The organism is Bariatricus sp. HCP28S3_A4 (genome assembly GCF_052066395.1).
Taxonomy (GTDB): Bacteria; Bacillota; Clostridia; order Lachnospirales; family Lachnospiraceae; genus Allocoprococcus.
Genome location: NZ_JBQHSE010000010.1, coordinates 38,703 through 53,671 on the forward strand (window position 1 = coordinate 38,703; position 14,969 = coordinate 53,671).

8 protein-coding genes are annotated in these 14,969 nt (G+C 43.2%); 7 read left to right on the forward strand and 1 reads right to left on the reverse strand.

What is annotated here, in order from left to right:
* The first annotated feature begins 1 nt into the window (after position 1).
* The 5 genes from pyk (at position 2) to ACTNBF_RS07020 (ending at position 7,501) form a co-directional block, all read left to right on the forward strand.
* Positions 2-1,426 (forward strand): pyruvate kinase, encoded by a 1,425-nt coding sequence (gene pyk, locus ACTNBF_RS07000; protein WP_441024986.1) that lies wholly within the window; start codon positions 2-4, stop codon positions 1,424-1,426.
* A gap of 12 nt (positions 1,427-1,438) precedes the next feature.
* A complete protein-coding gene (locus ACTNBF_RS07005) occupies positions 1,439-2,542 on the forward strand; it encodes a PucR family transcriptional regulator (RefSeq protein ID WP_427805970.1) in 1,104 nt (367 codons plus the stop codon).
* 43 nt (positions 2,543-2,585) lie between these two features.
* Complete coding sequence (locus tag ACTNBF_RS07010; protein ID WP_427805969.1) at positions 2,586-4,877, forward strand: hydratase; 2,292 nt, start codon at positions 2,586-2,588, stop codon at positions 4,875-4,877.
* 194 nt (positions 4,878-5,071) lie between these two features.
* Positions 5,072-5,518 (forward strand): RNA polymerase sigma factor, encoded by a 447-nt coding sequence (locus ACTNBF_RS07015; protein ID WP_441017829.1) that lies wholly within the window; start codon positions 5,072-5,074, stop codon positions 5,516-5,518.
* 27 nt (positions 5,519-5,545) lie between these two features.
* Positions 5,546-7,501 (forward strand): beta-propeller domain-containing protein, encoded by a 1,956-nt coding sequence (locus tag ACTNBF_RS07020; protein ID WP_441088935.1) that lies wholly within the window; start codon positions 5,546-5,548, stop codon positions 7,499-7,501.
* Positions 7,502-7,930: 429 nt separating this feature from the next.
* Here ACTNBF_RS07020 and ACTNBF_RS07025 read toward each other — a convergent pair whose 3' ends face one another.
* Positions 7,931-9,340 (reverse strand): amidophosphoribosyltransferase, encoded by a 1,410-nt coding sequence (locus ACTNBF_RS07025; protein ID WP_427805967.1) that lies wholly within the window; start codon positions 9,338-9,340, stop codon positions 7,931-7,933.
* A gap of 1,384 nt (positions 9,341-10,724) precedes the next feature.
* On the opposite strand from ACTNBF_RS07025, the gene ACTNBF_RS07030 reads away from it, so the two are divergent.
* Entirely contained in the window at positions 10,725-11,642 is a 918-nt protein-coding gene (locus ACTNBF_RS07030; RefSeq protein WP_441024981.1) for a ketopantoate reductase family protein, read from the forward strand.
* A 136-nt stretch (positions 11,643-11,778) separates the two neighbouring features.
* Complete coding sequence (locus tag ACTNBF_RS07035; protein ID WP_441088945.1) at positions 11,779-14,922, forward strand: hypothetical protein; 3,144 nt, start codon at positions 11,779-11,781, stop codon at positions 14,920-14,922.
* The last annotated feature ends 47 nt before the right edge of the window (positions 14,923-14,969 follow it).

A 14,969-nucleotide genomic window follows, 5' to 3' on the forward strand; every position in this document is an offset into this window, starting at 1 on the left:
GATGCGCAAAACGAAAATCATTTGTACTTTAGGACCATCAACCGATAAAGAAGGGGTACTGGAAACACTGATTCAGGAAGGGATGGATGTTGCCAGATTTAACTTTTCTCACGGAAGTCATCGGGAACAGAAGGAACGTCTGATCAAACTTCAGGAGATCCGGGAACGGCTCGGAAGACCGGTTGCCGCTCTTCTGGATACGAAGGGACCGGAGATCCGGATTCGTACTTTTAAAGAAGGAAAGGCTGAACTGGTCGAAGGACAGGAATTTACACTGACATCGGAAGACATTGAAGGAACAAACGAAAAGGTATCCGTAACCTACGAAGATTTATATAAAGACTTAAAGCCGGGAGACAGTGTGCTGATCGACGATGGTCTGATCGGTCTGGAAGTCGTAAGTATTGAAGGAAAAGAAATCCACTGTGTTGTAAAAAACGGGGGAATGGTTTCAGACCGTAAAGGCGTGAACCTTCCGGGAGTGGATGTGAATATGCCGTTTATCAGCCCGAAGGATAAAGAAGATATTCTTTTTGGAATTCGAGAAGGATTTGATTTCATTGCAGCTTCTTTTACACGTACAGCAGAAGATGTGGCGGAGATTCGTAAGATTTTATATGAGAACGGTGGAGCTGATATCGGAATCATTGCAAAGATCGAGAACCAGCAGGGCGTGAATAATATCGATCGAATCATCGAAGCTGCCGATGGAATCATGATTGCCAGAGGTGACATGGGTGTAGAAATCCCGCTGGAAGACGTTCCTGTCATCCAGAAGGAAATCATTGCCAAAGTTTACAATGCGGGGAAACAGGTTATCACGGCAACTCAGATGCTGGATTCCATGATAAAAAATCCACGTCCAACTCGTGCGGAGACGACGGACGTGGCAAATGCGATTTACCAGGGAACCAGCGCAATCATGCTGTCCGGAGAAACTGCAGCGGGAAAATATCCGGTGGAGGCACTGAAAACAATGGTTCGTATCGCTGTGCGAACCGAAAGTGACATCCCATATAATGAACTGTTCAGTGTCCGGAAAAAAGAAGAAAAGAAAGATATGACGACGGCGATTTCCCATGCAACCTGTATGACGGCCATTGATATGGACGCCAAGGCCATCATTACCGTGACCAAGTCCGGCCATACTGCGAGAATGGTGTCCAGATTTCGACCGGGATGTCCGATCGTGGGATGTACTTCCGATATGCGTACCTGCCGGAAATTAAATCTGTCTTGGGGTATTTCACCGATTTTGATCAAAGAAGAGTACAGCATGGAGATTTTATTCCTTCATGCGACAGAAGCAGCTGAACGAGAGGGATTTGTACAGGAAGGAGATGTGGCGATCCTGACTGCCGGTGTTCCGGTAGGGCGCCCAGGAAAAACGAATCTGATTAAAGCGGCGATTGTCGGAGAGTATTAGGAGGAAAATAAAGTGTTATCGAATCAGATTTTACAGAGAACGATTCATGAAATCGGGGATATTGTGGAATGTAGTTGTTCCATTTGGAATATGGAAGCGGCCATGCTGGCCGCAGTCGGAGCGAAGAAGGGCTGGATCCAGCACGCAGTAGAAGCGTTTATCTCGGAGGTTCAGGAGGTGGGCTGTACGGCAGAACTTGTGACAGATGAGATTGCGGTCTTCCCGGTTTGTGATGAACTGGAGCCGATCTATATTTTTGTGATCGAGCATGAAGACAAACTGAACGGAAGGGTCAGTGGAAAACTCTGTGTGAGTCAGCTGGAAGGCCTGATCCGCATGAACAAGGAGCGGATGGATAAGAACCGTTTCATGCAGAATCTGATTCTGGATAATCTTCTTCTGGTCGATATTTACAATCAGGCAAAGAAATTGTCCATTCCGGTGGAAAAGCGCAGAGTAGTCATTCTGATCGAACCAAAGAATCCGGAGGATACCATCGTCCTCGAGATGGTGAAAGGCATCTATACTTCGGGAACCGGTGATTATGTAACGGCGGTCGATGAAGGACATGTAATCCTGATCAAGGCGCTGGATGAAACAGACAGCACAAGAGAGATCCAGCACAATGCGAAGATGCTGGTCGATATGATCAATACAGAAGCAATGGTAAATGTCCGAGTGGCTTACGGTACCATTGTGGAGGAACTGAAGGATGTTTCCCAGTCTTATAAAGAGGCGCAGATGGCATTGGATGTCGGAAGGATTTTCTATCCGGAAAAAAATATTCTCGCCTACAAGGAACTGGGAATCGGTCGTCTGATCCATCAGCTTCCGCTGTCACTTTGTGACATGTTTCTGGAGGAAGTATTTGCTGGAAAAGCAGTGGATCAGTTTGAAGAAGAAACCTTGTCTACCGTAGACAAATTTTTTGAAAATAACCTGAATATTTCGGAGACGGCAAGGCAGCTCTTCGTACACCGCAATACATTGGTGTACCGTCTGGAGAAGATTCAAAAACAGACAGGGCTGGATGTCAGAGTATTTGAAGATGCACTTACATTTAAAATTGCATTAATGGTTGCTGACCATGTGAAATTTGTCCGCTCAAAGGAATAACAGGTTCAGATAAATACAGCATAAAAGAAAAGGAGTGTTGACAATGGTGAAATTGTATGATGGTGGTGCGTATCTTGTAAATGGTATGGAAATTATTCCGGACGCACCGGATGCTTTGGAGGCAGTAAAAAGTAAGACAGGAACTCAGATCACGAAGCAGGAAGCTGCACAGCAGACCATGGCGTATGGAATACTGAAGGCACACAATACTTCCGGAAATATGGAACGGCTTCAGATTAAGTTTGACAAGCTGACTTCCCACGATATTACATTTGTCGGAATCATTCAGACGGCGCGTGCTTCCGGCCTTGAGAAATTCCCGATTCCGTATGTTCTGACGAACTGCCATAACAGCCTGTGTGCGGTTGGAGGAACGATTAATGAAGATGACCATATGTTTGGCCTTACCTGCGCAAAGAAATACGGCGGTGTCTACGTTCCGCCTCATCAGGCCGTCATCCATCAGTATGCAAGGGAAATGCTTGCAGGCGGCGGTAAGATGATTCTTGGTTCAGACAGTCATACCCGCTACGGAGCGCTTGGTACGATGGCGATGGGCGAAGGCGGACCGGAGCTGGTAAAACAGCTGCTGAATAAGACCTATGATATCAAAATGCCGGGTGTTGTGGCGATTTATCTTGACGGGGAACCGATCAAAGGCGTAGGACCGCAGGATGTTGCACTTGCAATCATCGGCGCGACATTCGGAAATGGCTATGTTAATAATAAAGTGATGGAATTTGTGGGACCCGGAGTTAGCAAACTGAGTGCAGATTTCCGTATCGGAATCGATGTCATGACTACAGAGACCACTTGTCTGTCCTCAATCTGGAGAACCGACGAGAAGATCAAAGAATTCTACGATATTCATGGAAGAGTCGGAGAATACAAAGAACTGAACCCGGGAGCAGTGACCTACTATGACGGACTGGTTTATGTGAATCTGAGCGAAATCCGTCCGATGATCGCGATGCCGTTCCATCCATCCAATGTATATACCATTGATGAGGTCAATGCAAATCTTGCAGACGTGCTTCATGATGTAGAACAGAGAGCCCTTGTAAGTCTTGATGGTGCAGTGGATTATTCACTGCAGAGCAAAGTGGTAGACGGAAAGCTCTATGTAGATCAGGGTATTATTGCAGGATGCGCGGGCGGCGGTTTTGAAAATATCTGCGCTGCAGCAGATATCATCAAAGGAAAATATATTGGTTCTGATGAATTTACATTCAGTGTTTACCCTGCAAGTACACCAATTTACATGGAACTTGTGAAAAATGGAGCAGTTGCGACACTGATGGAAGCAGGAACGATCGTGAAGACCGCATTCTGTGGACCATGTTTCGGCGCAGGAGATACACCTGCCAATAATGCATTCTCCATCCGACACTCTACCAGAAACTTCCCGAACCGTGAAGGAAGCAAGCTGCAGAGCGGACAGATCGCATCCGTAGCACTGATGGATGCACGTTCCATTGCGGCAACCGCAGCAAATAAAGGATTCCTGACACCGGCTACCGCGATGGATGTAGAATATAAGAATCCGACCTATCATTTTGATAAAAACATTTATGCAAACCGTGTATTTGACAGTCACGGCGTTGCAGATCCGTCTGTGGAAATCAAATTCGGCCCGAATATCAAGGACTGGCCGGCGATGAGTGCTCTTCCGGAAAATCTGCTTCTCAAAGTGGTTTCTGAAATTCACGATCCAGTAACGACAACAGACGAACTGATTCCATCCGGAGAGACATCTTCTTACCGTTCTAATCCGCTTGGACTTGCAGAATTTGCACTTTCCAGAAAGGATCCGGCTTATGTAGGAAGGGCAAAAGAAGTTCAGAAGGCACAGAAAGCGATTGAAGCAGGAACCTGCCCGCTGGATGTACTTCCGGAAATGAAGTCTGTTATGGAGAAGGTAAATGTAAAATTCCCGGAGGCAGGCAGAGGAAATCTGGGTGTAGGAAGTACGATTTTTGCTGTAAAACCTGGAGACGGTTCCGCGCGTGAACAGGCGGCATCCTGTCAGAAAGTGCTTGGTGGCTGGGCAAATATCGCCAACGAATATGCTACCAAGAGATACCGCTCAAATCTGATCAACTGGGGTATGCTTCCGTTTATCACAGAAGAAGATCATACCGCACTTTCCTTCAAGAATGGCGATTACATCTTCGTACCAGATGTCAGAAAAGCTGTCGAAGAGAAAGCAGCAGTGATCAAGGCGTATGTTGTCGGTGATGAGTTGAAAGAAATCGAACTGAAGTTAGGAGATCTGACGGATGTAGAAAGAGAGATCATCCTGAAAGGATGTCTGATCAATTACTATAGAGGGTAATACAACTAAAATATAAAGTGAGAGAAGCATTCCATTTATCGGGGTGCTTCTTTTTTCGAAAAAATTTATTTTTCTTGCAACACTTGCCCCTTTTATTTACTCTAATAAATAGAAGTCGACTTTCAAGGGAGGAGGGAGCAGCGGTGATTGATGCGAAGCAATTCACTGAATTATATAAATTAGTTTACAAAGATATGTATCGTTTTGCATTGTGTATGATGAAGAATTCACATGATGCAGAAGATGCAGTCAGCGAATCTGTACTTCTGGCATATGAAAACGTACATAAGCTGCGGAAAGAAGAGGCATTTCGCTCGTGGATTTTTCAAATTCTTGCCAATGTATGTAAAAAGAAATTAAAGGCAAAAGAACGTACCGAAGTGCCGATTGAGGAAGAACATGCATCGGAAGATTTTACCGATCAGATAACAGAAGACGTGAGAAAAGCTTTTTTTATACTCTCGGAAGAAGAGCAGTTTATTGTGGCACTTTCCGTTTTTGCCGGATATAACAGTGCAGAAATCGGAAAAATGTATAAACTGAATTCCAGTACGGTGCGATCCAAGAGGAAGAGAGCGCTGGAAAAGATGAGAATCGTATTATGCGGCCCGCCCGACAACAAAGACTGCGTGAAGGCATAAGAATAATAATCGAAGGGAGAAGGCATTATGACAAGACAGGAAAAAGAAATTCTTGATAAAATCAACGATGCGACGAAGGATATAGAAGTTCCGGAAAGCCTGCAGCCGGAGAATATACAAAAACTTTTGGAGAAAAAGAAGGTAAAGAGGTGGAAACGATCTTATACTTATGGACTTGCCGCAGCGAGCGTGGCACTGGTTCTGCTGGCAGGAGCAGTGGTTCATTCCCTGAGTGGATCTGAAAATGGTTTGGGAATCGTTACATCAGGAGAAAGTGCGAGAAAAAACAGTAAAGGAGAATTCCGGATCAATACTGAGATCGCATTGGCGGAAGATTACGATCAAGTGTATGAATATCTGGAGAGTTATAACACAGCTTTAAGAGAAGAAAATGGAAGGTATGATGCTGGTTTCGGTGACGGTGCCGCATGGTATGGTGCGGTCGAGAAATCGAGCAGTACGGACAGTGCAGCCAGTATGGAATCCGACAGGGCGATGCCGGGAGAAGGATACTCCGATACGAATGTGCGGACAGAAGGAGTCGGAGAAGCAGATATTGTCAAGACAGACGGAACCTATCTCTACGCTCTGAAGGACAACGCCATGGAAATAGCGATCGTTGATACCCGGAACGAACAGATGAAAATTGCCGGAACGATAAAAGCGAGAGAAAATACGCAGATCAGTGAGTTCTACGTTGACGGGAATCAGCTTTTTGTACTCGGTAATACTTACGATGTGATAATCGACACAGATGAGACGTTTTACGATACAGAAAAGGCCTATATGGATACGTATGATATTTCTGATGTAAGCAATCCCAAGCTGAAAGCGAGCCTGGAACAGAGCGGAAGGTATCATAGTTCCAGGTATGTAGATGGCTATCTGTATATCTTCAGTAATTTCTACGCTTACACGGATGGAGGAAAAAATGATAAAGTTGCTTACGTGCCTCAGGTGAATGGAAGCTTTATTGCCGACCAAGATATTTATCTTCCTCCGGCAAAAGCGGCAACCCAGTATCTGGTCGTTTGCTCCGTCAAAGCAGATGACCCGGGAAAAATCGTGGATCAGAAAGCGGTATTGTCCGAATTCAGCGAATGCTATGTGAGCGGAAACAACATCTATGTTTATGAGAATACACGTTCAAGCGTACTTGCAAGGACTGTTTTTGAAAATGTAAATCAGACTATGATTCGAAGAATTTCATACAAAGACGGTGTACTCACCGGCGAGGCTCAGGGCAAAATCAACGGTTACTTGAATGATTCCTTCAGCATCGACGAATATAACGGTAATCTACGTATTGTTGCGACGATTGACGGTGCAACAGAGACAACGAATGCCGTCTATGTTTTAAACAATAAATTGGAAATCATAGGACAAATTACAGATCTTGCCGAAGGAGAAACCATTTACTCCGCAAGATTCATGGGAGATACCGGATACTTCGTGACCTTCCGCCAGACCGATCCCCTCTTCAGCGTAGACCTCTCCGATCCCGAAAATCCGAAAATCATAGGAACCCTCAAAATCCCGGGATTTTCAGAATACCTGCACTTTTACGGTGACAACCTCCTCCTCGGAATCGGAATGGACGCCGACGAAGAATCCGGAACGACAAACGGCATGAAAATATCCATGTTCGACATCTCCGATCCGAAAGACGTCAAAGAAATACACAAATACACAATGAAAGAGTCCTACTATTCCGACGTCTTCTACGATTACCGCGCAGTCCTCATCGATCACAACAAAAACATGATCGGCTTCTCCGCATACGGCAACCAGGAAATGTACTACATTTTCCAATACGACAAAACCAACGGCTTCAACCTCGAAATGCAAGAAGAAGTCAACGGCAACTCCTGGATGACCGCCCGAGGCATCTACATAAACGACCGCCTCTACATTGTCAAAGGAAACGCCATAGAAAGCTACCAGATCGGAGACTATACCAAAATCGATGACCTGCTGATATAAAATCATCCGGGAGGCGCTCATCAGAGCCGCCCCCGATCACAAACACTCATAAGTCGCTCACCAGAGCCGCCCCCCAAAAATCACAACCTCAAAGTGCGCTCGAAGAGCCGCCACCAAAAAACAAAACCTCCCCCGGTGTGACGCTCGCAGAGTCGTCACACCCCAGCGCCGCTGCGTCAAACCTCATCCTTCCCCACACAACCCTCCCCCCAGGGACTAAAGTTGAAGAGCGGGAGCGCAGGAGGGGATGCATTGCGGAAGTTAAGCGGCGGGCCCGGAGAATCGCGACTATCAGAATGTTAAAAAAGACAGGATGCGAGCCACATTTGGCGAACATCCTGCCTTTTTGTTACATTCTGAAGTCCCGAGTCGCAGGGACCAGAGCGTTGGAGCAATGCATCCCCTCCTGCGCTCCCCGCGACCACAACCTTATTCCCGACCATCAAAACAATACGTACAAACCTTACAAGCATCCAACCCAATCGATTCGATCAGGTCATCCAGTCTATGATATCTCAGCGAAGTAAAATTCTGAATCCTACAAATCTCATCCAGCATCTTTGCATAGCGGTCACTGTTCGGATCCGCATATTCACTCAGTACATTGACATCATTGTCGCCTTCCCACTCGCGGATAATACGGCGTGTGATCAGATCAAGCTCTGATTTAGAACGTGAGAAATTCAAATATTTACATCCATACAAAAGCGGCGGACACGCCGGACGGACATGTACTTCTTTCGCACCGCTCTGATAAAGGAATTCCGTTGTTTCCCTGAGCTGCGTTCCACGGACGATCGAGTCATCGATCAGAAGTAACTTACGATCTTCGATCAGATCGTGAACCGGAATCAGTTTCATACGCGCGATCAGATCACGCTGTTTTTGATTGGTAGGCATAAAAGAACGCGGCCAAGTTGGGGTATACTTAATAAACGGTCTTGCATATGGAATGCCGGATTCATTTGCATAGCCGATCGCATGTGCAATACCGGAATCCGGAACACCGGCAACGATATCGGGTTCTACTGTTCCGGCATCACGTTTGGCAAGAAGACTTCCGCATTTATAACGCATCTGTTCTACATTTACACCTTCATAAGAAGAGGTCGGATATCCATAGTAAACCCAGAGGAAAGAGCAGATACGCATTTTATCACATGCCGGGCTTACAGTTTCCACACTCTCCGGGGTAATATAAACGATTTCACCGGGGCCTAGTTCCTTGTAATCGGTATAACCAAGATTGATATAAGCAAAACTTTCGAAAGAAACACAATATCCGTCGTCTTTTTTCCCGATTACAACCGGAGTACGTCCGTGAAGATCACGGGCGGCATAGATGCCTTCCGGTGTCATGAGAAGCAGGGTCATAGAGCCGTCGACCAGAGACTGGACATAACGGATACCTTCTACATAAGAATCACGCATACTGATTAAGGCTGCAATCAGTTCAGTAGCATTTACCTGCCCGTTCGTCATTTCCTGAAAATGCGCATGCCCTTTTTCGTATACCAGTTTCATAAGCTGATCAGCGTTGTTGATTTTGCCGACAGTCGTAATTGCAAAACTGCCGATATGAGACTGGATCAAAAGCGGCTGTGGCTCAAAATCGGAAATACATCCGATTCCGATATTCCCCTTCATATCGTCTACATCTTTGTCAAATTTTGTTCTGAATGGCGAATTCTCAATATTATGAATTGCACGGTTGAAGCCTTCTTCCCCGTGAGTAGCCATTCCTCCACGTCTTGTCCCCAGGTGAGAATGATAATCTATTCCATAAAACAAATCCAGAGCACATTCAGACTTTGAGGCAACACCAAAAAAACCTCCCATAATTAAGTTCTCCTTTCCTGTTTCAAAAAGACACGTAGGAGTATGTCGAAAATCCTACGAAAACAGTTTAACATGAATTTTACAAAATGAAAAATAAAAAATAGGTGATAACTATAAAAAATACAATAATTGGGAAAAAACATTCTATGATGTTGATAAGCTCTGTGAATTGGAAAACTGTTAAATTTAATAAAAAGTATAAATTGTATGAAAAATAGTGCACAAATAACAAATTATAAATTAACTTAAAAATAATTTCAAAATAGTATTGACAAATATACATTGAGGTGGTATTATTTAATCAATCCAAAAGAAAAGAAGTTCCTGACGAGAAAGGGAATTTCAAAAAAGAATTTTTTACTAATAAATATTTTTTCTTTTACGAATTTATTATACTCGCCAAGAGTATAAAAGAAAATATAAGAGATGAGATCGGAAAAGGATTAAAAGAATAATTAGTATTTGAAGATTTGAAAGTTTTAAGAAAGCGAGTATACATTTTATTTATGAGAGTTTTGTAGGTGGGGTGTATAAAATCTAATTTTTAAAATTGATGATTCATAAATATTAAGAGAAAATTTTAATTTAGCTTCTGATAAAACTTATATTTAATAAAAAACTTACAGTATTCGATGAGTAAAAGAAATTTATTTTGAAAGTATCAGATATCTTATAAAAATTTTGGACAAAGAGTTGGAAAGGAAGGAGGCTTTGACCGTTGGACAATTCAGAATTTACAACTCAATATGTTAGTGGTATGGCAAATGAAAGTTCCTGTGAGATGAGCCTTTACCATAGATTTTAACCGGCAGAGATAAAAAGAAATGATAAAATATATCGGAGAGATATAGAAGCTGGAATAAAGATTAAAAGATTCAGAATTTGCAGACATATTGAGAAAAATACCACAATAATTTAAAGAGCTATAAGATGTGTAAAGAAACATCAGATAGCAGATATCGATGATTTATAAATAGAAAATGAAAGTAGATATCAGTTATAGACGGAATAATTATCAAATATGAATGATTGAAAAAGGCACCAATAATCATAGATGAAATTATAGATAAGAATAACAAAGGGATATTTATAAAAAAGTAGTTGGAAGTTATAAATCAGGTATGAAAGACGATAGTCCGGAGCTTTAAATTATATAAAATATATAAACATAGGAACAGGAATGAAAGATTGATTCCTCCGATAAAAGAAGATTATAACAACTTAATATAAAAAACAGCCATTACAAAAAGGTAATGGCTGTTTTTTTATAAATGTTTAAGATTCCTTAGGTTTACTCTATTTTATAGAATGTAGTATAATTACAGTGTTTGAAGTAAAGAGCAGATAGTTTCGGGATAAAGATGGAGGTAAAGAACATAGAAATATGGAAATACAAAGAGTAGCGCTTCTGGGAGCTGGCGCGGTAGGAGCATATTTTATATGGGGACTTTCAGAAAAGATGGGGGATCATTTCTGTGTTATAGCCAGTGACGAACGGAAAGAACGATTGGAAAGAGACGGAATTGTCATAAACGGAAAGAAGTATTCACTGCATGTAAAGGAGCCGGAAGCAGCAAAAGGAGTGGATCTGCTGCTGGTATCATGTAAACAAGATGCGTTGCAGGGGATCCTGGAAGATATTCGGAACATTGTTGATGAACATACCATCGTCATCAGCTTGCTTAATGGGGTGAGCTCTGAAGAAATAATTGGAAAAGTGATAGGTATGGAGCATATGCTGTATGCGGTTATGCGGATTGCATCGGTGAGGGAAGGAAACCGGATCACATTTTCCGAGGAGCATACAGCTGGGGTTTATATTGGAGAGAAAGGGACCAGAGAGCCGACAGAAAGAGTATTGGCTGTGGAACAATTGCTGAAAAGTGCAGGACTTGGCTGCCATGTTATGGAAGATATTGTGCTGGATATGTGGATAAAATATGCAAGCAACATTTCACAGAATCTTCCGCAGGCTATTCTTGGAGTGGGATTCAATGCGTATAAAGACAGTAAAAGTGTATATGCGATTGCAGAACGGCTTTGGAAAGAAGTGGCAAATGTAGCTCATGCCAAAGGAATTCCTCTTACAGAGAGAGTTGTGCTTTTCCGGGGAGTGAAAGCAGATGCAAGATTTTCTACACTGCAGGATCTGGATGCGGGGCGTCATACAGAAATTGAAATGTTTGCCGGAGAAATGATACGAATGGGCAAAGAATATGGAATAGATGTGCCGTATTGTGAATATACATATTATTTGATTAGAGCGTTGGAAGAAAAAAATGATGGTAAATTTGATTATTAGATATTTTTTGACATTGACTACGCTGTATGTTACACTTAACTGGTAAAAATATATAAACTTACCGAGGAAAAGTAAAAATAATTGTAAGAGGTGAGAAACAGTGGATAAATATGAATATCGCATAAAAACAGAGCAGATGCTCAAATATGCCGAAGAAAAATCCTATAGAAAAGCAATGGAAATTGCGGATACAATTGACTGGCGTAAAGTTAAGAATTCATCCATGCTTTCTACTGTGAGTGAGATATACGAAAATATGGGGGAACTGCAAAAAGCAAAAGAAATTTTGTTTATTGCATATGATAAAGCACCGACAAGCCGCAAGATTGTATATCGTCTTGGACTATTGTCATTGAAGTCAAATGAGTTAGATGAGGCAATGGACTGCTATGAGGAATTTGTCAAGATGGCTCCAAAGGATCCGAATCAGCATATTTTGAAATATAAGATTCTTAGAGCCCAGAATGCACCGATCGCACAGCAGATTGAAGCACTTGAAGATTTCAAGCATGCTGAGTATGTAGAAAAATGGGCTTATGAACTTGCTAAGTTATATCATGAAGCTGGCATGACTGCGGAGTGTCTGGAGGAATGTGATGATCTGATTTTATGGTTCAGTGAAGGCACGTACGTTTATCAGGCAATGGAACTGAAAATGAAGTATAAACCGCTCACACCTTTACAGCAGGAAAAATATGATAGCCGTTTTGCGGGGGAGAAGAAAGAACCTGTAAAAAAGAAACCGATGTTCAAGAAACCGAAGGAACGTCCGGCACCGGATCCAAGGATTGCTCAGAAGATTCGGGAAAATGTACATGTGACGGGAAGCATTGACCTTCCTGATCTTCCTGAGCCGATGGCAGAAATTGTATCACCAGATCTGGAAAGTCTTCCGGATGAGCGTCCGGTACCGCCAAGGCCGAGAACCAAGATCGAGAATACTTCTGAGATTGTGACTACGATCTCCGGCTCTAATTTGGCCGATGTCCTGAAGGCCGGTGTGGCTGTGGCAAGTGGTGTGGATGTTGCTGCACAGCAGCAGAAGCAAGATGATCCTCAGGTGACAGGTCAGATGAAGATTGAAGAGATTCTGGCAAACTGGGAAGTAACCCAGCGCGAAAATGCAAAAATCATTGAAAAAAATGAAGAAGAGAAAAAACGCAGGAAGGCAGCCAGAAAACAGGAGGAAGAGTCGCTGGGAGATACCAAGACAATCCTGGCGGATGATATCCGGAGATTGATGGAGGAGTTGGAAAATGGAACAGAACCTTCAGAAACGCTGGAAGATGAAGAGAAAGATGGCATCACCGAAGAATATGAGGATGATGACGTTGACAATATGGGAAATGTTGTAGAATCCTTACAATTGGACGATGATGATGACGAGTCCGAAGATGCAGAAGAATACGAAGAAGAGGAGTATGAAGACGCGGAAGAGTACGAGGAAGAAGTAGAAGAGGAAGACGAGTATGAGGACGCGGAAGAATACGAAGAAGAGGAGTATGAGGATGCAGAAGAGTACGAGGAAGAAGTAGAAGAGGAAGACGAGTACGAGGACGCGGAAGAATACGAAGAAGAGGAGTATGAGGACGCAGAAGAGTACGAGGAAGAAGTAGAAGAGGAAGACGAGTACGAGGACGCGGAAGAATACGAAGAAGAGGAGTATGAGGACGCAGAAGAGTACGAGGAAGAAGTAGAAGGGGAAGACGAGTACGAGGACGCGGAAGAATACGAAGAAGAGGAGTATGAAGACGCGGAAGAGTACGAGGAAGAAGTAGAAGGGGAAGACGAGTACGAGGACGCGGAAGAATACGAAGAAGAGGAGTATGAAGACGCAGAAGAGTACGAGGAAGAAGTAGAAGAGGAAGACGAGTACGAGGACGCGGAAGAATACGCGGAAGAGGAGTATGAAGACGCGGAAGAGTATGAGGATGAAGTAGAGTACGAGGACGACAAGTACGAGGATGCGGAAGAATACGAGGAAGAGGAGTACGAGGACGCAGAAGAGTACGAGGAAGAGGAGTACGAAGACGCAGAAGAGTATGAGGAAGAGGAGTACGAAGACGCGGAAGAATACGAGGAAGAGGAGTATGAAGACGCGGAAGAATACGAGGAAGACGAGTATGAAGATGCGGAAGAGTATGCGGAAGAGGAATACGAAGACGACGAGTATGAAGAAGAATACGATGAGCTCGAGGATGAATATCTGGATGAAAAGGATGTCTATGAACTGGATATAGATGCGATACTCGAAGCACAGAAAAAATCAGATTCTGCAGAAGATCCAGAATTTGCGATTAATCCTGATTTTGATATTGAACTGGAATCAGAGACAGATTCAGAGCCGGCTTCGAAGAAAAGACCTCGTTCAAAGCGCCCGGAGCAGAAACAAGAAGTTCTGGAAATTGAAGAACCTTCAGAGGAAGAGATTACTTCCCGTATGAATAAATTTGATACAGGATTTATTGTGCAGGGACGTTATGATCTAAGTGCAACGAGTGAAATTGGTCTGAAAGCCGGTCTTACTGAGGAACAGAAGAAACTGTTTTCTTACTTTGTCCCGATTCGAGGGGTGAGCGAACAGTTGGTAGAAGTTCTGGACAATGACAAGAGATGTAAGAACAGATATGGAACATCCCGCACAGGTAATATTGTTGTTGTAGGTAAAAAGGGCACCGGAAAAACCGTGCTTGCAGTAGACATTGTAAAAGCAATTCAGAAGCAGCGTAAGTTGAAACAGGGTAAAGTAGCGATTATTACCGGTGATTCTCTGAATAAAAAAGAACTTGGCGGAATCATCAGAAAACTGAATGGTGGGGCATTGATTATTGAAAAAGCAGCAAAAATGAATGCCAGAACCGTCAATGAACTGAATGATCTGATGGATGAGCAGACCGGTGAATTGCTGTTTGTTTTGGAAGAGCAGAAAAAACCTTTGGAGAAGCTGTTTGCAGCAAATCCTAATTTCAAAAAGAAGTTTACGTCCAGATTGGAACTTCCGGTGTTTATTAATGATGAGCTGGTAACATTTGGACAGACTTATGCAAAGGAAAATGGTTACCGGATCGATGAAATGGGTATCCTTGCACTTTACAGCCGTATTGATATGATGCAGAGAGAAGATCATGCAGTGACTGTGGCGGAAGTGAAAGAGATCATGGATGAAGCGATTGAGCATTCTCAGAAAGCCAATGTGAAGCATCTGATGAAACGTGTATTCGGCAAGAATAAGGACGATTCGGACCGCGTAATTTTGAAAGAAGAGGACTTTAAGCTTTAAATAAGTGCTTTTGCAAAATACAAAGGAAGAAAAAAGAGTTTTGGCAT

Bases quoted from the DNA above. Each gene is read 5' to 3' on its own strand.
- pyk (WP_441024986.1), top strand. From the start codon at position 2: ATGCGCAAAACGAAAATCATTTGTACTTTAGGACCATCAACCGATAAA.
- ACTNBF_RS07010 (WP_427805969.1), top strand. From the start codon at position 2,586: ATGGTGAAATTGTATGATGGTGGTGCGTATCTTGTAAATGGTATGGAA.
- ACTNBF_RS07015 (WP_441017829.1), top strand. From the start codon at position 5,072: ATGTATCGTTTTGCATTGTGTATGATGAAGAATTCACATGATGCAGAA.
- ACTNBF_RS07020 (WP_441088935.1), top strand. From the start codon at position 5,546: ATGACAAGACAGGAAAAAGAAATTCTTGATAAAATCAACGATGCGACG.
- ACTNBF_RS07025 (WP_427805967.1), bottom strand. From the start codon at position 9,340: ATGGGAGGTTTTTTTGGTGTTGCCTCAAAGTCTGAATGTGCTCTGGAT.
- ACTNBF_RS07030 (WP_441024981.1), top strand. From the start codon at position 10,725: ATGGAAATACAAAGAGTAGCGCTTCTGGGAGCTGGCGCGGTAGGAGCA.
- ACTNBF_RS07035 (WP_441088945.1), top strand. From the start codon at position 11,779: ATGCTCAAATATGCCGAAGAAAAATCCTATAGAAAAGCAATGGAAATT.